General features: G+C 42.2%; 34 protein-coding genes. 20 read left to right on the top strand and 14 right to left on the bottom strand.

The window, feature by feature from the left end; all coding sequences use genetic code 11:
• Window position 1 precedes the first annotated feature (1 nt).
• Genes ACFN7Z_RS06335 through ACFN7Z_RS06280 form a run of 12 tightly spaced genes read right to left on the bottom strand, consistent with a single transcriptional unit; the run spans window position 2 to window position 5,591 of the window.
• The gene (locus ACFN7Z_RS06335; protein WP_395442622.1) at window positions 2–514 is read right to left on the bottom strand and encodes a RusA family crossover junction endodeoxyribonuclease; all 513 of its coding nucleotides are present in this window, start codon (window positions 512–514) and stop codon (window positions 2–4) included.
• On the bottom strand, window positions 507–851 hold the full coding sequence (locus tag ACFN7Z_RS06330; protein ID WP_279661692.1) for a hypothetical protein: 345 nt from the start codon (window positions 849–851) through the stop codon (window positions 507–509). Before ACFN7Z_RS06330 ends, ACFN7Z_RS06335 begins: the two co-directional genes overlap by 8 nt.
• Window positions 844–1,029, bottom strand: a complete 186-nt coding sequence (locus tag ACFN7Z_RS06325; RefSeq protein WP_130234765.1) for a hypothetical protein — start codon at window positions 1,027–1,029, stop codon at window positions 844–846. Before ACFN7Z_RS06325 ends, ACFN7Z_RS06330 begins: the two co-directional genes overlap by 8 nt.
• Entirely contained in the window at window positions 1,026–1,253 is a 228-nt protein-coding gene (locus ACFN7Z_RS06320; protein ID WP_395442621.1) for a hypothetical protein, read from the bottom strand. The genes ACFN7Z_RS06325 and ACFN7Z_RS06320 overlap by 4 nt, the downstream gene beginning before the upstream one ends.
• On the bottom strand, window positions 1,250–1,840 hold the full coding sequence (locus ACFN7Z_RS06315) for a hypothetical protein (RefSeq protein WP_395442620.1): 591 nt from the start codon (window positions 1,838–1,840) through the stop codon (window positions 1,250–1,252). Before ACFN7Z_RS06315 ends, ACFN7Z_RS06320 begins: the two co-directional genes overlap by 4 nt.
• The gene (locus ACFN7Z_RS06310; protein ID WP_395442619.1) at window positions 1,837–2,106 is read right to left on the bottom strand and encodes a winged helix-turn-helix domain-containing protein; all 270 of its coding nucleotides are present in this window, start codon (window positions 2,104–2,106) and stop codon (window positions 1,837–1,839) included. Before ACFN7Z_RS06310 ends, ACFN7Z_RS06315 begins: the two co-directional genes overlap by 4 nt.
• Window positions 2,103–2,951, bottom strand: coding sequence for a hypothetical protein (locus tag ACFN7Z_RS06305; protein ID WP_395442618.1), 849 nt, complete (start codon window positions 2,949–2,951; stop codon window positions 2,103–2,105). Before ACFN7Z_RS06305 ends, ACFN7Z_RS06310 begins: the two co-directional genes overlap by 4 nt.
• Entirely contained in the window at window positions 2,944–3,717 is a 774-nt protein-coding gene (locus tag ACFN7Z_RS06300; protein WP_395442617.1) for a YdaU family protein, read from the bottom strand. Before ACFN7Z_RS06300 ends, ACFN7Z_RS06305 begins: the two co-directional genes overlap by 8 nt.
• A complete protein-coding gene (locus tag ACFN7Z_RS06295; protein WP_395442616.1) occupies window positions 3,717–4,361 on the bottom strand; it encodes a hypothetical protein in 645 nt (214 codons plus the stop codon). The genes ACFN7Z_RS06300 and ACFN7Z_RS06295 overlap by 1 nt, the downstream gene beginning before the upstream one ends.
• Window positions 4,358–5,068 (bottom strand): phage antirepressor KilAC domain-containing protein, encoded by a 711-nt coding sequence (locus ACFN7Z_RS06290; RefSeq protein ID WP_395442615.1) that lies wholly within the window; start codon window positions 5,066–5,068, stop codon window positions 4,358–4,360. Before ACFN7Z_RS06290 ends, ACFN7Z_RS06295 begins: the two co-directional genes overlap by 4 nt.
• Window positions 5,069–5,082: 14 nt before the next feature.
• A complete protein-coding gene (locus tag ACFN7Z_RS06285; protein ID WP_395442614.1) occupies window positions 5,083–5,337 on the bottom strand; it encodes a hypothetical protein in 255 nt (84 codons plus the stop codon).
• Window positions 5,338–5,390: 53 nt separating this feature from the next.
• Window positions 5,391–5,591: a helix-turn-helix domain-containing protein gene (locus ACFN7Z_RS06280; RefSeq protein ID WP_395442613.1), complete on the bottom strand. Its 201-nt coding sequence runs from the start codon at window positions 5,589–5,591 to the stop codon at window positions 5,391–5,393.
• A gap of 111 nt (window positions 5,592–5,702) precedes the next feature.
• Here ACFN7Z_RS06280 and ACFN7Z_RS06275 point away from each other — a divergent pair, with 111 nt between their 5' ends.
• The 3 genes from ACFN7Z_RS06275 (at window position 5,703) to ACFN7Z_RS06265 (ending at window position 7,122) form a co-directional block, all read left to right on the top strand.
• Window positions 5,703–6,362: a LexA family protein gene (locus tag ACFN7Z_RS06275; RefSeq protein ID WP_395442612.1), complete on the top strand. Its 660-nt coding sequence runs from the start codon at window positions 5,703–5,705 to the stop codon at window positions 6,360–6,362.
• Between the two features lie 35 nt (window positions 6,363–6,397).
• Window positions 6,398–6,733, top strand: a complete 336-nt coding sequence (locus ACFN7Z_RS06270; protein ID WP_125273131.1) for a hypothetical protein — start codon at window positions 6,398–6,400, stop codon at window positions 6,731–6,733.
• Window positions 6,734–6,843: 110 nt separating this feature from the next.
• Window positions 6,844–7,122: a hypothetical protein gene (locus ACFN7Z_RS06265; protein ID WP_004784450.1), complete on the top strand. Its 279-nt coding sequence runs from the start codon at window positions 6,844–6,846 to the stop codon at window positions 7,120–7,122.
• On the opposite strand, the gene ACFN7Z_RS06260 is transcribed toward ACFN7Z_RS06265, so the two are convergent.
• On the bottom strand, window positions 7,119–7,313 hold the full coding sequence (locus ACFN7Z_RS06260) for a hypothetical protein (RefSeq protein ID WP_395442611.1): 195 nt from the start codon (window positions 7,311–7,313) through the stop codon (window positions 7,119–7,121). The genes ACFN7Z_RS06265 and ACFN7Z_RS06260 overlap by 4 nt on opposite strands.
• A gap of 202 nt (window positions 7,314–7,515) precedes the next feature.
• Here ACFN7Z_RS06260 and ACFN7Z_RS06255 point away from each other — a divergent pair, with 202 nt between their 5' ends.
• The 17 genes from ACFN7Z_RS06255 (at window position 7,516) to ACFN7Z_RS06175 (ending at window position 14,039) form a co-directional block, all read left to right on the top strand.
• The gene (locus ACFN7Z_RS06255; RefSeq protein ID WP_395442610.1) at window positions 7,516–7,926 is read left to right on the top strand and encodes a hypothetical protein; all 411 of its coding nucleotides are present in this window, start codon (window positions 7,516–7,518) and stop codon (window positions 7,924–7,926) included.
• Window positions 7,916–8,269 carry a hypothetical protein gene (locus ACFN7Z_RS06250; protein WP_395442609.1) on the top strand — a complete coding sequence of 118 codons (354 nt, stop codon included), beginning with the start codon at window positions 7,916–7,918 and terminating at the stop codon, window positions 8,267–8,269. The genes ACFN7Z_RS06255 and ACFN7Z_RS06250 overlap by 11 nt, the downstream gene beginning before the upstream one ends.
• A complete protein-coding gene (locus tag ACFN7Z_RS06245; protein ID WP_348943474.1) occupies window positions 8,266–8,487 on the top strand; it encodes a hypothetical protein in 222 nt (73 codons plus the stop codon). The genes ACFN7Z_RS06250 and ACFN7Z_RS06245 overlap by 4 nt, the downstream gene beginning before the upstream one ends.
• Window positions 8,484–8,750, top strand: a complete 267-nt coding sequence (locus ACFN7Z_RS06240; RefSeq protein ID WP_348943475.1) for a hypothetical protein — start codon at window positions 8,484–8,486, stop codon at window positions 8,748–8,750. Before ACFN7Z_RS06245 ends, ACFN7Z_RS06240 begins: the two co-directional genes overlap by 4 nt.
• 9 nt (window positions 8,751–8,759) lie before the next feature.
• On the top strand, window positions 8,760–9,821 hold the full coding sequence (locus ACFN7Z_RS06235; protein WP_395442608.1) for a hypothetical protein: 1,062 nt from the start codon (window positions 8,760–8,762) through the stop codon (window positions 9,819–9,821).
• A gap of 24 nt (window positions 9,822–9,845) precedes the next feature.
• Window positions 9,846–10,721: an ATP-binding protein gene (locus tag ACFN7Z_RS06230; RefSeq protein ID WP_262470185.1), complete on the top strand. Its 876-nt coding sequence runs from the start codon at window positions 9,846–9,848 to the stop codon at window positions 10,719–10,721.
• On the top strand, window positions 10,718–11,083 hold the full coding sequence (locus ACFN7Z_RS06225; protein ID WP_395442607.1) for a hypothetical protein: 366 nt from the start codon (window positions 10,718–10,720) through the stop codon (window positions 11,081–11,083). The genes ACFN7Z_RS06230 and ACFN7Z_RS06225 overlap by 4 nt, the downstream gene beginning before the upstream one ends.
• Window positions 11,037–11,228 carry a hypothetical protein gene (locus ACFN7Z_RS06220; RefSeq protein WP_395442606.1) on the top strand — a complete coding sequence of 64 codons (192 nt, stop codon included), beginning with the start codon at window positions 11,037–11,039 and terminating at the stop codon, window positions 11,226–11,228. Before ACFN7Z_RS06225 ends, ACFN7Z_RS06220 begins: the two co-directional genes overlap by 47 nt.
• On the top strand, window positions 11,221–11,547 hold the full coding sequence (locus ACFN7Z_RS06215) for a hypothetical protein (protein WP_279731205.1): 327 nt from the start codon (window positions 11,221–11,223) through the stop codon (window positions 11,545–11,547). The genes ACFN7Z_RS06220 and ACFN7Z_RS06215 overlap by 8 nt, the downstream gene beginning before the upstream one ends.
• On the top strand, window positions 11,547–11,891 hold the full coding sequence (locus ACFN7Z_RS06210) for a hypothetical protein (protein WP_395442605.1): 345 nt from the start codon (window positions 11,547–11,549) through the stop codon (window positions 11,889–11,891). Before ACFN7Z_RS06215 ends, ACFN7Z_RS06210 begins: the two co-directional genes overlap by 1 nt.
• Window positions 11,891–12,055, top strand: a complete 165-nt coding sequence (locus ACFN7Z_RS06205; protein WP_262470190.1) for a hypothetical protein — start codon at window positions 11,891–11,893, stop codon at window positions 12,053–12,055. The genes ACFN7Z_RS06210 and ACFN7Z_RS06205 overlap by 1 nt, the downstream gene beginning before the upstream one ends.
• Window positions 12,056–12,130: 75 nt before the next feature.
• Window positions 12,131–12,457 carry a hypothetical protein gene (locus ACFN7Z_RS06200; RefSeq protein ID WP_395442604.1) on the top strand — a complete coding sequence of 109 codons (327 nt, stop codon included), beginning with the start codon at window positions 12,131–12,133 and terminating at the stop codon, window positions 12,455–12,457.
• Window positions 12,397–12,855: a hypothetical protein gene (locus tag ACFN7Z_RS06195; RefSeq protein ID WP_395442603.1), complete on the top strand. Its 459-nt coding sequence runs from the start codon at window positions 12,397–12,399 to the stop codon at window positions 12,853–12,855. The genes ACFN7Z_RS06200 and ACFN7Z_RS06195 overlap by 61 nt, the downstream gene beginning before the upstream one ends.
• Entirely contained in the window at window positions 12,848–13,237 is a 390-nt protein-coding gene (locus ACFN7Z_RS06190; protein ID WP_395442602.1) for a hypothetical protein, read from the top strand. The genes ACFN7Z_RS06195 and ACFN7Z_RS06190 overlap by 8 nt, the downstream gene beginning before the upstream one ends.
• Window positions 13,234–13,500, top strand: coding sequence for a hypothetical protein (locus ACFN7Z_RS06185; protein WP_395442601.1), 267 nt, complete (start codon window positions 13,234–13,236; stop codon window positions 13,498–13,500). The genes ACFN7Z_RS06190 and ACFN7Z_RS06185 overlap by 4 nt, the downstream gene beginning before the upstream one ends.
• Entirely contained in the window at window positions 13,487–13,783 is a 297-nt protein-coding gene (locus tag ACFN7Z_RS06180) for a hypothetical protein (protein WP_395442600.1), read from the top strand. The genes ACFN7Z_RS06185 and ACFN7Z_RS06180 overlap by 14 nt, the downstream gene beginning before the upstream one ends.
• The gene (locus tag ACFN7Z_RS06175) at window positions 13,773–14,039 is read left to right on the top strand and encodes a helix-turn-helix domain-containing protein (RefSeq protein ID WP_395442599.1); all 267 of its coding nucleotides are present in this window, start codon (window positions 13,773–13,775) and stop codon (window positions 14,037–14,039) included. Before ACFN7Z_RS06180 ends, ACFN7Z_RS06175 begins: the two co-directional genes overlap by 11 nt.
• Here ACFN7Z_RS06175 and ACFN7Z_RS06170 read toward each other — a convergent pair.
• On the bottom strand, window positions 14,036–15,241 hold the full coding sequence (locus ACFN7Z_RS06170) for a tyrosine-type recombinase/integrase (RefSeq protein WP_395442598.1): 1,206 nt from the start codon (window positions 15,239–15,241) through the stop codon (window positions 14,036–14,038). The genes ACFN7Z_RS06175 and ACFN7Z_RS06170 overlap by 4 nt on opposite strands.
• Between the last annotated feature and the right edge of the window lie 122 nt (window positions 15,242–15,363).

The following is a 15,363-nucleotide window of genomic DNA, read 5'->3' as shown; positions in this document are numbered from 1 at the left end:
CTTAAACCTTTAACTTTTCAACTTGAATAATCAACTTCCCGCCTTTTTCTGATGGCAACCGCTTCACAAGCAATTCATCCACCTGAGAATCATCCAGAATCAGCCCACCTTTTGACAAAGCGTCAAAGCATGGTTTTACGATGTTGTCGATGTCACGTATTTTCGCGTCAGGTGGCGCGTATTCGATCTTTACGCGAACTCTGCCCTGATACCCCGCTGGCTCAATAAAACGCTTCATAACGTCAATAAAGTGGATTGCACGCTTACTTAGTCGATTGGTCTTGTTCGCCCCACGTATCCAGTAGTGATTTACCAAAGGAGGTGTAATTAAAACTTCACACCAGAGCAATTCATCATTCATCACACCAAACCCTTTCCCTTCGACCAGATGAGCTGGAACCTTTGGCATTGGATCTGGATTGGATTTCTTTTTCCCCGACTTGGCTGTTACACCAAATCGAGGGCCAATACCAGCTTTTCGTGCCTGTGCTGCGGTGATGCGGAGATTAGTCATTGGCACCTCGCAGAGCTTCTTCTAAATCAGTAATCACATATTCAGTAGTAACCCGATGACCCTTGTCGTATAAATCCATTTCCCGAAAATCAACCATGGATTCCTTAAGCTCGCAAAGCACGTGCTCTACAGCCTCAACCTGTTTTTTCTTCCCGATATAACACTGCTCCATGTTGTTGAGTTGGGCTTTTAGGTCGTCGATGATGGTTTGTTGGTGGTTCCACATCTTGTAATCTTCTGAGTACAGCTCCTCCACCCTTTGATCTGGATAAATCCGCTTTTGACGCTCATAGTCACGTGGATAATTCACTTTGATGTATTCTTCAAAATCACTCATGCTCAACCACCTCCACATCAGCACACAAACACATGAAAGGCGTTCCATCATCTAAGCGCCCAAATACCCGACCATCTTCAACTCGGTCTAATACACCGTACCCAGTGAAGCGTTTGCCTGAATAAATCGTTGCGGATTCACCAATAAAATCTACTTTTACGCGGTCACCTGCTTTCATTGTTCAATCACCTTTGTATTTGGGCTAATGTGGTTCTTAATGTCCGTGCACGTATCAATGCGGTCGTGGTCAGCAATGGCTTTGCGGATGTCGTCCAAGCAAGTAATATTGAGTTTGCTCCCCTTACTGGATGCTGCATAAATACTTAGCTCAAAACAAAAACCTTGTGCCCACTCAGGCGCCCCATCCACAATTTTCCGCATTTGTTCGATTGTTAAGTTCATGCCGCTGCTCCTTGCAATTCATACTTGCGACACATTCCACGCACCACTCGTTCAGCTTTGAAAATGTTGTAGGCTTCAATATCCTTGAAAGTCACTTCTGTTTTGATGTAAGTCATGCTTTTGAAAAGCTTGTAACCCTTCTTCCGATATTCAGCGTGAATACCATCCATCTCCTCACTAATGCCTTTCCATCGGCGCTTGATGTCGCCATCCACAATTTTTAACTCTGGATTGCCACCAACACGGAACTCATCCCATTTCATCACTGGCAATTCAAACTGACGCGCATCATCAACAATGTTGCTCGGATCATCTTCGCGGTAGTAATACGAGTCGATACCCACAAAAAACTCATAGGCATCTTTGGTTAGGTCGTTAATGAGTGGCACAATCAAGTCACCATCATGCAGCGCGTAAATCCTCTTGATGACTTCCGACTTGGTTAAGCCCATTGCATTGTATTTCTGACAAGCTTCTTCCACTTCCACAGCTTCAAAACTCATCCAAAGCTCATAAGGCTTTTGCGATTCACGCTGCACCAGATTGACCAACTTATTCGGGTTATATTTCTTATTGCGCTTTTTCATGCTGACGCTCCAAATAATTGTTTTGCTTTTTCTGTCAAAAAATAACGTGCATCGCTTTTGTGCCAACCAGCATCTAGCACCCGACTTACATATCCCGCACGCTCCAAGCCTTTTAAGTACCTTTGTGCGGTTCTCTGACTTAAATCAGGCATTACTTGTTCTCTTAGCGCAGAAGTTGAAGCGACTGGCGTAGTTTGAATGGCCTGTAAAACTGCAATGACACGCTCAAAAATTGCAATTTGATTTGCTTCGGTTTTGTTCTTCACACCCCACCCCCTACTTGCTTATCCATAAAACGCACCGCATTCGGCAATTGCTTTTGCTCAGCTCGTAGTGCCGCTTTGTATTCCTCAAAGTTGTCAAACGGATCAATATGCTCCATTTCTATTGACTCCCACGGCTGCGGCTCTTTGTGTTCTTCCGCCATCCTGTTAATCGGATTGCGCTTAATCAGTGATCCAAGTTTCGCCAGCGCTTCTTGAGCTATCGTTTTGTATCGCTCAGATTCGCTCAGTTGCTCCAATTTGGTCTGTTTATGCTCTAGCAGTGCAGTTGCATCGGGTGCAGTTAAAAAGCCGTCTACAGTCGCCTGATTGATCGCTGCAATCTGCTGATCTTTGTCAGTACCAAGCGAAGTCACATAAATCGGCTTCAAACCTTGGTCTTTAGCTTGAGTAACAAGGCGGTCATAAGCATCACAAAAGATTTTCTTGGCTTCAGCACGTTGGTATTTATCACCAGTCTTAACCAAGTCTTCACAACGACTGAATGCTTGAGCCATTTGTTCAGTCCAAATTACTGTTAATTCCTGACCATCAAAGCCAATCGACTTTTCAGCAATTGCCCATGCTTCATGTGAGCCAAGCCAGTCATCGGTCTTTGGTTCGCACCAAGAACGGAATTCGGGGATGGTTGGTGGCCACTGCTCATGCTTCATGCGATTCACACCGCGAGCAAAGTCTTCAACTGTTAAGCCTTGGTATGCGTCGACCATGGCTTGCTTTAGTTCTTCAACATCAACACCAACCCACTGATCCGCAAACTTCTTGCCGTAGTTGATACGCATTTTTGAAATCAGACGCGTAGCATCATCTTTGGTGAACTCACGCATGACCCACCTCCTCAATCAGCAATGACTTTTTTGGCGTTACATCGCGCTCACCAAATGCTTCACGTTCGGCCTGTCTCCAGCGATCCATTTCAGATGCAGTGCGTTGTTGAGGGGTTTGAATTTGCGGCTTTTCAGCATTCTGTTTTTCAGAATCTTGATTTCGCATAATCCACTGGACAAATTTCACCAATGCTTTGTTGGCAGCCATGGATTGATTTGCATAGTAAAGCTCGAACTGCGGTTGCAGTTGGTCAATATATTTCTGGTCAACTGGTTTACGGCCAGACTTCAATAAATTGGCATTCACATAATCGAGGTCGAACGTATATATATATTGGTTACTGGTTAATGGTTCTTGGTTATTGGTTAATGGTTTATGGTTAGGTGACGATTCGTGCTTTTCTTCACACGGTTCGTGCAAGATTCGTGACGCTTCGTTCTTGGATTTGCGTTTTTCTTCACGCTGCTTGGCGATTCGTGCGTTAGTTTCAGCTTTGGCTTTATAATCCATAAGCTCATCTTGAATGCGTTTTTGAACATAACGACCATCATTTTGCAGCTCAAAAAACTTGGTCAAAACAAACTTAACTGCCGCCACTTCTGCTTCATCACGCGCCCATGCCCAATCCAAAGCTTCCTCTAATGTTGGGAAAATTTCACGGTCATAAATTGCATCCATAAGCAAAGTGTAAGCACCATGCTCAAGCATAGATAAGCGACCTGCTTTCTTTGCGTAATCACCCAGATTTCTTTTGTAGTAGTGCATTAGGCAACATCTCCATGATGGTAGCAGTGATTACACACCTCAAAATCATACGGGTTGTGCTGCCAATTGATCTTTCCGCATTCAGGGCAGTTAAAGCGTGTCATTGGATTGCTGACTCTTCGGCGTTGTTTTTTTATACGCTCTGGAGTTTTTAAGCCTGCAGCGGTAATCATTTTTCGCTTATTGAATAGTGCAAAATTAAACGTACTTCTTTTTCTTGCGTCAGCTAACTCAAAAGGCACTACAACATAATCAGTATGGTTGAAGCACTCTACCGATGTTCTCCCGAAAATTTTAGCGTGTAGAAAGTTGGTTGTTCTCGTACCATTTAAATCAATCCAATAAACATCATTTCCATCCCATATGCCTTTCACAAAAGCAACGTATCGATCGCTCGGGCTTAAATCTGAACTCAAAGGCAGGTGTTGATGATCTACTTTCTGTGTAGCTAGAGCGTCCACATGATCAGCAGAAATTGGGTACTCATTATCTCTTGCAAGCTCATATTCTCTTTGAGCTTCTTCCAAGGAATAAATGTGAGCTAGGTCGAGATTTGTTGTGTATCCTTGACCATCTGCAGCATGGAAGACCATATTTGATCCGGTGTTTCCGTGTGGTGAACGTAAATAAAATCTATTCTTCATGCCGCCACTCCCTTCTCTAACCACTTCGCAATGCGAGTAATTAATTTTTGAGTAAGTTTTACCTGTGTGAACACCTTTTCACCCGACTCAAATAAACGAGGTGCTGAAGTCACAACATGCACGAGCTTCTGATCTATAGACTTTTGATAAGCTTGAATTTTTGAATATTGATCACGGTAAACAACCTTGTGGTCAATCAAGTATTGAGCAAGTTGGTTTTGACCAATCTTGAGAACTTTTGCAGATTCGCGGATACCTAATACATTGGTGCAATCAGCAATGCGGTCTAAGCCTTTTGCTTTTGGTTCAAGCGCCTGAACTTTGTGCTCAAGCTCGATTACTTTTTCTGTATAACCAAGTAACGCTTGGCGTAAAAATTCAGGATTATTTAAATCCATTACTGGTTGAGCTATTTGTGATTCAAGCTCCTTCCAGCGTTTAATAACTCGATTACGCAAAACGATGTTGTAACCAGTAACCAAAGTCATTGTTAATTCTTCATCTAACAAATATTCGGTTTGCTGGCGGTTTTGAGTATCAAAATAGATGCCCCCAAATTTGGGGATATCTAAACCAAGCTGCCCAAGCATGTTTTCAACATCACGCTTAACGTGGTCATGACGCTTTTCTGTCAAGTCAGCAATAACGCGACTCGACATAGTTTTTTGTTCAGAATTTCCAAACTGTGTTAAAATTGGCATGTTCATATTGGTTAGTCTCCTTATTGAACATCGAGCTCATCTGTTACAGCAGATGAGCTTTTTTGTGTTTCCCAGTTACTCCCTAACAATCCCAAGCGGGCCATTCGCTCAGCTGCTAATCTTTCTGTATACCCAGTACCAAGCAAGGCGGTATTCAAAATGTCAGATGCAGCTTTATCTATGGTTTCGTTACGAGACATGGCAAGTAATGCCAAACGGTCATGCGCTTCGGGTAAAACCCCTTTAGCCCGAACCTCTCTTTTTGGTAGAGACATAAGTCCTCCTGTTGCAATTGATTTGATAAATCCCTTAATCCACATTTACTCACCTATGCTGCTGGACTGTGTGAACAGTGTTTTTTCCATAGGCACTCCAAGCTTTTACCCAAGTCGTATCCGATCCTTTTGCCACATAAGCCGTTTTCAAGATTGCTCACATAGTTTTGAGAGCAGTTAATCTCAGTAGCGATTTGGGTTTGGGTTAATCCCTGCTCCTTCAAATCAATGATCATTTTTTGCCACTGGCTCATAGAACACCTCCTATATTTTTTATAAATATATAGGTTTTCCGATATTTATACAATAGCCAAACCGATTGAAATTTGTATCACAATTCCGATAGTGGTTTTAAGGAAAAGCTCATGACAACTTTGGGTGAAAATTTAAAGAAAATTCGCAAAGCGAAAAAAATGACCCAGAAAGAATTGGCTCAAAAATCTGGAGTTAAACAGTCTGTTATTTCTGATCTGGAAACGGGTAATGCAAAATCTACTGGATCGATTTTAGAGTTAGCTAATGCGCTTGGCGTGACCGCTGAAGAATTAAAGAAAGGTGTTTTTGATGAAACCTCATTAACAAACGTTGCAACAGTAGTTCCACGCATGGCTCCTGTTTTGTCATGGGTTCAAGCTGGAACTATGACCAATGTTCAAGCTGTTGATATGTCACAGGTGGAGGAATGGCTACCTATTCCAGATGGTGATTGTGAGAAGTGCTTTTACCTGAAAGTACAGGGCTTGAGTAACTACCCAGAATTCCATGAAGGCGATTACATTCTTGTAGACCCTACTCTGCCTTTTAGTGATATGAACTCAGGCGACATTATTGTTGTTAGAAAGTTTGATGATGCGACTTTTAAGCGCCTGGTAATTGAGCCAGATGGTACTAAATACCTACAAGCCATCAATCCTGAATTTAAACCAAATATCATTCCGCTTGATCAAGACTGTGAGTTTGTTGGTGAAGTAGTGGATTGTATTCGCTACGTTTATCGAGCTAAGAAAAAAACACGCAAGATTTAAAAAATAAAAGCCGCTATATGCGGCTTAGGTGTTTTATGAAAAAAATAATCCAAACAATAAAAGACTGGTACAGGGGTGATGATGGGGAGCCTGAATTTAACTTTGTAACTCAAGAATATGAGTATAAGAGAGCGCCTAAAAGACACTGGCTGGCTATCATTATTAGCAAGCCTGTAGGTTTGTTCAAAACGATTTTATTGGCGATAAGAAGAAATCTAAATACGTTTACCACCCAGTTTTTCGCCTTCCTAATAGTCATTCTAACTGCGGGATCTTTTTATTACCAATACCACATCAACAATCAAAAGCATGAGCGCTGCCCCGAAACACAGGCCGACAAAAAATCGGTCAACATTGAGTGCGGGAAGTGAAGCACTAATAGCAGCTAAACACACAACTAGTAATGAATAATTAGATTTCTTTTTCATAACAATTACCTTGCCGCATACCCGAGCGGCTCTTGGATCGGGTGGAGAACCATATGGCTGTATATTCCATTACTTATGATCTTATAAAGACTAAGGATTACGAGAAACTATTCAAAGGTATAGAGCTAATTTCAGGTGGAAACTGGGCTAGACCTACAGCATCGCAGTGGTTGATTAGCTCAACAAAGACATCTGCGCAAGTTCGTGATTATTTGCTTGGGTGTATTGATACGGATGATAAGTTGTTTGTGGTAGAGATAAAGCCTGACACTTGGGCAAGCTGGAATATCTCCAAGAATGTTGAAAGTTGGTTTTTGAAACCTTCCATCTAACCTTTGGCTGAATTACTACCTACACAACCAATACCATTATAAAAATCTTTCTCATCCTGAATCGCTTTATCAATCCACTCTTGATCTGCATTTACCACAGTATCTTGCAGGAGTGTGATTGAGCCTTCATATAGTCGGATGTGTGTTCCAGCAGGAATAATGCCACGTTCTAATTCTTGATTCTTACCCATAACAAACTCCAAACAACCCATCCCAGTGATGGGTTTTCTTTTGTCTATTAAAACATAGTAAAAAATAAAAATATCGGTTTTTCTATATTTTTATCGGTTTTCCTATTGACTATTAATATCGGTAATGCGATATTTACCTCGTAAACATAAAAAAGCCCAGCAACTTTAGACGGGAACTGGGCTTCAACACAACGAGGTCATTATGAATACAAAAGTTAATGAAGGCAAGTTGATTAGCGGCAAAGATGCGCTGATTGCTTTGGCGAATGGTGATGAGGTTGAGTGGACGCATTTTAGTGTTGGTGAATGGCACAAAGTTCCCCAAAAAACAGCTAAGTTGCAATATTTTCTTGATGATGATTTGGGTTGGAAATTCCGCCTAAAACCACGCACCATCACCATTAATGGGATTGAAATGCCTGCGCCTTTTGAGCCTAAGCATGGGGATGAGATTTGGTTTTTACATCCTGATTATGGTTGTGGTTATTTAGATGGTGACTACGATCCTGCAGAAAGCTATGCACAATTCGGAGCATGGCGTACCGAAGAAGAAATTAAACAGGTTGTTACTGCATTGCGTTTTGTTTTAACAGGTGGCTGGCATGAACACTAAATCCAATATTCTCAAGTCTGCATTAATTGCAGCATCCATAAGCGCGGCACTGGTAACGGCTTACGCATTCCAGCCTGCTAAGACTGCTGATGAGTTATCAGAGCCACAAGTAAATATCGCTGCAAAGCAATACGAAGTTGAAAGCATTAACTGCAATCAAACCTGTGTCGCTACCGTCAAAGCTGACGATTACAGCATTTATGTCGAGTACCGCTTGGATGATGCATCAGTCGAATTTCTAGACATTCTGAACGTGGTTCGTCATGACGAGACTGTGAATACCTATGTTGATCGTTATGAGATTGAAAAGATTAACGCTGCGATTGCTGGGGGTGTGAAGTGAGTAAAAACCCTATCAAGGTCATGTCGTCGATGCTGACTGGCCGAATTTATGCAGGTCGAGTTAATCCAAAAAACCAAATGTTTATTGGCGAAAAAGATGATGTGACTGATACCGCTGTCAGTGCTGTGGCTCAGCATCTTTTGAAAGAAGAAATTTGCTTGCAGTTTGAGGTTAAGGGCAAAACATATCGATTGGAAGTTCGGGAGGTGCCAGCATGAATCATTTCTTATCAATCGAAGTGGTACGCGCTGAAGTTCAATTATTAGAACTGGCGCACGAGATGGTCATGCTCTCCACGGCTGATGACGTGATCAAGGTTGAAGGTAATACGATCAATCTGAACTATGTGGGGCGTGGCACTGAAAGTATCGCGCTTTGCCTTGATGGTAATTACTCGGACGAGATGCGCGTTAAGTATGCGCGTGAAAACATGGCGCGACTTGAGAAGATTAAATCTGATCTTGTTTTGTGGGCTGCTTAGGAGAGAAAAATGGAATTACAAGTATTAGAACAAAACGTCATTGTTCAGGCGTTTGCAACTCAAGGCGGAAGTCTTTTATTGGTTGATCGTATTGCTGAAGAAGTTCGAAAACACGTTCCAGATGTGACCACTAAAAAAGGCCGCGATGCAATTGGATCTCTCGCTGCAAAAGTAAGTAAATCAAAAACACTTGCTGAAAAATATGCAAAAGACTTGGTTGCAGAAGAAAAGGCTCGAATCAAGCTGGTTGATGATGACCGTATTCAGTTTGTGAAGCGCATGGATGCTCTGCGTGATGAAATTCTTGCACCGCGTGATGCTTGGGAACAGGCGGAAAAGGATCGTGTAGAAAAGCATAAGTCCGACATTGAAAAGATTCGGGATTTTGCCCACCCATCTATCCTCCATGATATGCCCGCAAATCGTATTGCTGAGCAAATCAGAATGCTTGATGTTTTGGAGATTTGCCCTTTGTTTGAGGAATTCGAGCAAGAGGCAAAAATTGCAAAACTAGAAACACTGGAAGCATTACGCACTACCCTTGTCAGCCGTGAAAAATACGAAGCTGAACAAGCTGAGTTGGAGCGATTACGCCAAGCCGAGCAAGCTCGTTTGCAGCGCGAACATGAAGAGCGTATTGCTCGTGAAGCTGCTGAAAAAGCGACGCGTGAGGCAGAAGAAAAAGCACGTTTTGAAGCTGAACGTGTACAGCGTGAAAAACTTGAATCAGAACAGCGTGAAGCTCGATTGAAAGCTGAAAAAGAAGCCGCTCTTTTACGCGAAGAACAGTTAAAACAGCAAGCCATTGAGCGTGAAAAACAAGCTGAAATTGACCGTCAAAATGCGATTGAGGCTGAGCGTAAGCGCATCGAAGCTGAGCAGATTGCAAAGGTTGAAGCCGAGCGCAAAGCTGCCGAAGAGCGTGAGGCTAATGTTGAGCACATGCGAACCATCAATAACGAAGCTCTGAATGCTATCTCTTTGGCTGGTGGGGTTGATATAGAGACAGCCAAATTGATTGTGATTGCTATCGCTAAAAATCAAATTCCACATGTATCGATCAAGTACTAAGTGCTTGATGATCAGGAGAAGATTATGAATATTGAAAACTTCACGTTCACCAAAGCGGAACGTAAAAAAGCAAAATTAAAGCTCAATCTTAATGGCCCGTCAGGCAGTGGTAAGACTTACAGTGCTTTAACTATGGCAAGCGGTCTAGGATCTAAAGTCGCAGTAATTGATACTGAAAATGAATCTGCGTCTTTGTATGCCAATGAGTTTAGATTCGACACCTTGCCACTTCGCCCACCCTACACGCCAGAGCGTTTTGCAGGAGCGATTCAGGCGGCTTATCACATGGGCTACGAGGTGCTAATCATCGACAGCGCTTCGCACGAGTGGATCGGCACTGGTGGTTGTCTTGAGATTAACGACCAGTCAGCGCGCACCAAATTTAAAGGCAATACATGGTCTGCTTGGTCTGATACCACTCCGCGCCATAGACGTTTTATTGATGCAATCTTGCAAACTGATATGCACATCATCACCACTACTCGCGCTAAAACTGAAACGGTTCAGGGTGATGGCAAGAAGATCCTCAAGTTGGGTATGAAAGCTGAACAGCGCGATGGTTATGAGTATGAATTAACTGTTGCTTTAGATGTAGTACATGACAATCACGTTGCAGTGCCTACAAAAGACCGTACCAAGCTGTTTAATCCAGATGGTGAGCAGATCACTAAAGAAACTGGTGAGCGAATTCTTGCTTGGCTTAATGATGGTAAGTCACAAGAAGAAGCATTGCTCGAAGCCTTTCAAGAAGCTGTTGAGCGCATCGGGGATACCAAAGACATTGCAGAGCTTGGCATCATCTATTCGCAGTTCCGAGGCACCGATTATGAGCAGCAAATTATTGCTGAGTGTGCAAACAAGAAGGCTCAACTTGTGCCACCACAAGGAGCGCCATCATGACAGTTCTAAAAGCTTTCACTGCCATTAGCTCACTGGATCTAATCCTTATGGATTTCGAAATGGCTAAAAATGGTCTGAATAAAGTGGTTCTGGTGAATGGTGTCCCGACCGATGCCACTCACTATGACACCTTTGGCGGGGTGCTTACTCACCACCGCATTGATGCAAAAGGCTCATTCTATTCAGATGGTGTTAATTGGGTTAGACACCACAAAGGATTTGAGCCTTGGACTGTGACCAAGATCGGTCACTTTGAGCCGCCTAGAACGAATGGTCCAAGTCTGCAAAAAGTGGTTACTCAAGATGGAGTTCAGCGTGAAATCGAATACTACCGCAAAGGCTCAAGATGGGTGGGCGATTGATATGAATTACACCTACTCATCTATTACCCGCGTGCTGTCAATTCAGCACAAAGGGCGGGTAAAAACTTACAGCGACATCGATCTCTTTGGGATTGAAGCTTGCATTAAAGATTTTGTGAATACGTGGGGTTATCGTCATGACTGAGCATATCAATACAATTTCTCGTTTACCGAACGAGCTATGCCCTGCATTTATGGAGTGGTGTGTGCGTGGTGGGCATGAAATAAAAGTTAAAAAAGACCGTGTCGTTATCCGAAAAGGCGCGAAAACTGGTGAGATATTTGCAAAGCGCGGTCAAATTCAGCCGAGCTATTTTATGAGTGGCTACATGATTGAGCGCTTTAAGTTGTTCAGCTTGCAGTGGCTTAAATATGGCAAATCTTTTGTGAATGATCTGGATAGTTCGATGATGTCTAAATTTGTTGAAGTGCATCGTCAGATTAACTTAGCGAAGGTGGCGTGATGGAAGATAACAAACTAGAGCCAGCTGAAATTGTGCGCAGTGAAATAGGAACTTGGACACATTCAGTTTATTCAAAATACATGAATGAGCATCTGGAAAACAAAGAATACGTAAGTCGTGAAGAGTGGGAAAAATTCAAAAGTCACTTTGGTGTAGACACTGTGGTGTTCTGGATGGAGAGCCTTGTTAATCCCGATGATTGGGAAATCATGATGGATGATTGTGATATCACCAAGTGGGACCCGATTGCACCAAACGGCTTTTTCTTAATTGATATCAATTTTAGTGAAGATGATGCCTATGCCGTTTTCGCTCGAAATAAACGTGAATGCGAGGTGGCGTGATGGAAGTGCATGAAAAGCGAAAACTCTTAGAAGCGATTGATATTTTGATAAAGCGCCCTGCTCAAGCTGATGAAACAACATTAGGTAATGCAATTGGTTATTTCACTAAATTGATTGAATCAACAACAGGCGGTCAATTGACGATTGTGCCAGTGGTTAAATAAAGATTTCGAGCAATTATTTGCGCAATTTAAACAATAAATCAGGATTTTGCGCAGATGTTTGCTCAGGAGAGTGTAATGGATATTCAAGAAGTGCGAACGCACCACATTCCTGCTTCAAATGGTGTTGATCCAATTGATGTGTTTATTGCTTGGTATGGCAATCAGGCATTCCAAGTAACTATTCGCTGCTGGGATTGCGCTTGGACTGGTTACCGTGGCAGTTGCGGTCATGATGCAATCGAAGATTATTTTATTGATTGCTGGTATGAGCGTGAGATTCAGGAACATCTTGTTCAAGTCTTCACAGCCAATTCACGACATACAACTCAACGTGAAGAAAAATGGCTTTTCAAAATCATTCGGAATGTTTGTCAACATTTCAAAAGTTTAAAGGTGGCGTGATGGATGTTCAAAAACAAGATGATTTAATCAAAGAGGCTTTTGAAATTGAAGCAGAGGAAATTGGTTTCTGCTTAGATCAATTATGGGGAGATTATGAAAACCCTTATGAAAACAGTGATACTGCCCTAGCGTTTAATTTGTTTAAAAAAGGTTGGTTAGCCAAAGCCCAAGCGGTGCCTGAAAAGACAGTGAAATTACATCTTGTCTGGAATGAAAACAAGGATGAGTGTGTTGGTTTTCTTGACAGTAAGGATGCACGTTATACGGCCACCGGGGATGATCGCGGTATGTTTGGTGTGACAGCATTAGGTGATTATTTCCGTGATCTTAATGATGAGCGTAATGAATTTGAAACTCAGATTGTAATGATCGAAACACAGGAGCCAGCCAATGACTGAAATTCAGCAAACAAACATTGCAGTAGCCAATTTCATCATCGGCGAACTACACAAAGAAAAACCTTTTAATTTGGTGTTAGATGCAGGTCAAACAGGCGCTTTATACAACATAACGAGCGAGTCGCATCACTTGCATAGCGGCTTTGTTCGTAAACTAGAAGCAACTTTAAGACAGCGCGTAAATAATGGCACTGGCGTGATTCTTGAGATTAATTGCAATGCTGATTTGTATTATCACGTGCTGAGTAGCTATATCGCAGAGCACGAACAGACTGCAAACAATATTGATAAGTTTATCGCAAGCGGTGAATTTGATAAGGCTTTTAAGGATGTGTTTGGCATACCAGAAAGTGTGGTGAAGTCTTTGGGAGAAGTGTCGTGAAAGCGAATGAGTTTTTTAAAAAGGTTGGCATTGAGGCTGTTCGGTCGTATGTGGCAGCTTATGAAGATGCTTTGACTGGCGACTTAAAACGCCTTGTCGAAAGTCATGAGTTGGTTGAGAAATACAAGCGTGGTCGTGGTATTCGATTTCGCGTTCGATGGGGTATGTATCGTTATGGTGATACGCAAGAATTTAATGATCGATTAAAACAAGCCATCGCAGATGTAGAAAGTTGTATGGAGGTGTTCAGTGAATCTAATTGAAAACTTAGGTGGATACGAAAGTGCTAAATCCAAGGCAAGAGATAATGGCTCGTTTCATTCAGAGCGATTGAAGAAAGCCCTTCTCGAATACCGCCGCCAGCACAATATTTTTGAGGTTGGGGATAAGGTGGTTGTTAAGGCTCACCCGTTTTGGCCTGAAGATTATGTGATTCTCACCGTGGAGCAAGAGCATATTGGCAAGTGGTATATGTCAGCATGGCGACACGCGACAGATGCAGAAATCAAAGCAGGTAAAAGATTGGAGGTGGAAAGTGAAAATTAAGCTAAATGAAATGTCGCAGCAAGATAAAGATATGCGTTTAGATCGCTTCCTTGCTGCATCAGATCAACAGTTATTTCCGCAGGAAGATGTAGCAATTTACCTATCCTGCTCTGTCCACACCTTGCAGCGTTTGCGCTGCTCTGGTGGTGGAATCCCTTACACCAAGGTAGGTCGATGTGTAACTTACAAGAAGTCGGATGTGTTGGCCTACCAAGAACGACAAACAGTAATGAATACGGCTCAACTTGCCTCTTAATCGAAGCAGTTGAGCTCACCCTGATACACGGCTTCAATGTCATTCATTGCAAGCCGTAATTTTTTGAGTGATACCTGCACATAGCCACCAGTAACATCATTTTTAGCGCCAGATCTATGGTTGAGTAATCGCTTAATCGTATATGGGCCGTAGTCCAAATTATTACAGATAGTGGCAAAAGTTCGACGCAAATCATGCAGTGAAATTTCAACTCCTGTCTGCTCGCCTATCGTCTTTAACATGCCCTGAGCACCTGATATGTGTTTTGCTTCGGTGGACATATTGGAGCCCGGAAAGACATACTCATTACTTTTTAATTCATATCGCTGTTTGATAATTTCAAATAAGTGGTCACCCATTGGCAATAAGTGGTCATCACCGTTCTTTGGGTCTTTAAATACAAATAAACCCTTTTCAATGTCTACATTTTCCCACCTCAAGGTTTGAGCTTCATTTCTTCGACAGCCTGTGTACATAATGAATAACACAAGGTCACGTGTAGCATTCTTGGAGGCGTCTTCATATAAAGAACGCTCAGTGAAGTAATTCAGGACCGCATTGTAAAAAGTGTGGATATTGCTTTCATCTAAGTGGCGTGTTCGTGCTTTGGTTTTATTCCAGCCACGTTTTGCAGGGATAATATCAGCTGGATTTTGTTTGAGAATTGGATTTTCATCAGTGGAGCAATGGATTTGAGCAAAGCGCCAGATGGACCCGAACATTTTTAAAGTAAGGTTGGCTTGAGTGGGGCTGTATTCGGTTAGTTTAATGAACCGGTCAAATACATCCTTTTTATTGATTTCAAATATAGGCCGTTCTTTCCAGTCTGAAAGGAAGGTATTGATGCAGTGATTGTAGGTATTCACAGAAAGCGGTTTTAATTTTCTTTGTTTGAGATATAGATCGAATGCTTGGCTTAATGTCATTTCACCATTTAAGGCATCTTTCTTTTTCTCAAAAACACCATTGGCTATATCAGCCAAAATGGACTGGGCCTTTTTTCTGGCTTCTACAGGTGTAATCTCGTTGGTCTTGCCTAGCGTCACGCGGAATAACTTTCCAGCATGCCGACGTTCAACAATATAAGATTTACTTTTGGTAGTGGCTCGGACTGCAAAACCAATCAAGTCTGAGTCACGATAGATGGCTTGCCCTTTTTCAGTCAATGCAATAGCATCAACATTAGATTTGTTGAGTTTCATTTCAAGCTTAATTTACAAATTCGACACTTGCATTTTAAGCCTGAAATTACTCAACAGTCTACATATAGTCTACATGTTATTTTTTAGTGTAGACGTGATGCATAATAAATTACTTTATAACA

The organism is Acinetobacter sp. P1332 (genome assembly GCF_044057475.1).
GTDB classification, from domain to species: domain Bacteria; phylum Pseudomonadota; class Gammaproteobacteria; order Pseudomonadales; family Moraxellaceae; genus Acinetobacter; species Acinetobacter johnsonii.
This window is presented reverse-complemented; position numbering and strand designations above follow the sequence as displayed.

Bases quoted from the DNA above. Each gene is read 5' to 3' on its own strand.
- ACFN7Z_RS06205 (WP_262470190.1), top strand. From the start codon at position 11,891: ATGGAAGTGCATGAAAAGCGAAAACTCTTAGAAGCGATTGATATTTTG.
- ACFN7Z_RS06280 (WP_395442613.1), bottom strand. From the start codon at position 5,591: ATGAGCCAGTGGCAAAAAATGATCATTGATTTGAAGGAGCAGGGATTA.
- ACFN7Z_RS06225 (WP_395442607.1), top strand. From the start codon at position 10,718: ATGACAGTTCTAAAAGCTTTCACTGCCATTAGCTCACTGGATCTAATC.
- ACFN7Z_RS06330 (WP_279661692.1), bottom strand. From the start codon at position 851: ATGAGTGATTTTGAAGAATACATCAAAGTGAATTATCCACGTGACTAT.
- ACFN7Z_RS06195 (WP_395442603.1), top strand. From the start codon at position 12,397: ATGGCTTTTCAAAATCATTCGGAATGTTTGTCAACATTTCAAAAGTTT.
- ACFN7Z_RS06305 (WP_395442618.1), bottom strand. From the start codon at position 2,951: ATGCGTGAGTTCACCAAAGATGATGCTACGCGTCTGATTTCAAAAATG.
- ACFN7Z_RS06325 (WP_130234765.1), bottom strand. From the start codon at position 1,029: ATGAAAGCAGGTGACCGCGTAAAAGTAGATTTTATTGGTGAATCCGCA.
- ACFN7Z_RS06300 (WP_395442617.1), bottom strand. From the start codon at position 3,717: ATGCACTACTACAAAAGAAATCTGGGTGATTACGCAAAGAAAGCAGGT.
- ACFN7Z_RS06290 (WP_395442615.1), bottom strand. From the start codon at position 5,068: ATGAACATGCCAATTTTAACACAGTTTGGAAATTCTGAACAAAAAACT.
- ACFN7Z_RS06295 (WP_395442616.1), bottom strand. From the start codon at position 4,361: ATGAAGAATAGATTTTATTTACGTTCACCACACGGAAACACCGGATCA.
- ACFN7Z_RS06265 (WP_004784450.1), top strand. From the start codon at position 6,844: ATGGCTGTATATTCCATTACTTATGATCTTATAAAGACTAAGGATTAC.
- ACFN7Z_RS06190 (WP_395442602.1), top strand. From the start codon at position 12,848: ATGACTGAAATTCAGCAAACAAACATTGCAGTAGCCAATTTCATCATC.
- ACFN7Z_RS06315 (WP_395442620.1), bottom strand. From the start codon at position 1,840: ATGAAAAAGCGCAATAAGAAATATAACCCGAATAAGTTGGTCAATCTG.
- ACFN7Z_RS06210 (WP_395442605.1), top strand. From the start codon at position 11,547: ATGGAAGATAACAAACTAGAGCCAGCTGAAATTGTGCGCAGTGAAATA.
- ACFN7Z_RS06270 (WP_125273131.1), top strand. From the start codon at position 6,398: ATGAAAAAAATAATCCAAACAATAAAAGACTGGTACAGGGGTGATGAT.
- ACFN7Z_RS06255 (WP_395442610.1), top strand. From the start codon at position 7,516: ATGAATACAAAAGTTAATGAAGGCAAGTTGATTAGCGGCAAAGATGCG.
- ACFN7Z_RS06335 (WP_395442622.1), bottom strand. From the start codon at position 514: ATGACTAATCTCCGCATCACCGCAGCACAGGCACGAAAAGCTGGTATT.
- ACFN7Z_RS06250 (WP_395442609.1), top strand. From the start codon at position 7,916: ATGAACACTAAATCCAATATTCTCAAGTCTGCATTAATTGCAGCATCC.
- ACFN7Z_RS06260 (WP_395442611.1), bottom strand. From the start codon at position 7,313: ATGGGTAAGAATCAAGAATTAGAACGTGGCATTATTCCTGCTGGAACA.
- ACFN7Z_RS06230 (WP_262470185.1), top strand. From the start codon at position 9,846: ATGAATATTGAAAACTTCACGTTCACCAAAGCGGAACGTAAAAAAGCA.
- ACFN7Z_RS06285 (WP_395442614.1), bottom strand. From the start codon at position 5,337: ATGTCTCTACCAAAAAGAGAGGTTCGGGCTAAAGGGGTTTTACCCGAA.
- ACFN7Z_RS06200 (WP_395442604.1), top strand. From the start codon at position 12,131: ATGGATATTCAAGAAGTGCGAACGCACCACATTCCTGCTTCAAATGGT.
- ACFN7Z_RS06240 (WP_348943475.1), top strand. From the start codon at position 8,484: ATGAATCATTTCTTATCAATCGAAGTGGTACGCGCTGAAGTTCAATTA.
- ACFN7Z_RS06275 (WP_395442612.1), top strand. From the start codon at position 5,703: ATGACAACTTTGGGTGAAAATTTAAAGAAAATTCGCAAAGCGAAAAAA.
- ACFN7Z_RS06235 (WP_395442608.1), top strand. From the start codon at position 8,760: ATGGAATTACAAGTATTAGAACAAAACGTCATTGTTCAGGCGTTTGCA.
- ACFN7Z_RS06320 (WP_395442621.1), bottom strand. From the start codon at position 1,253: ATGAACTTAACAATCGAACAAATGCGGAAAATTGTGGATGGGGCGCCT.
- ACFN7Z_RS06215 (WP_279731205.1), top strand. From the start codon at position 11,221: ATGACTGAGCATATCAATACAATTTCTCGTTTACCGAACGAGCTATGC.
- ACFN7Z_RS06170 (WP_395442598.1), bottom strand. From the start codon at position 15,241: ATGAAACTCAACAAATCTAATGTTGATGCTATTGCATTGACTGAAAAA.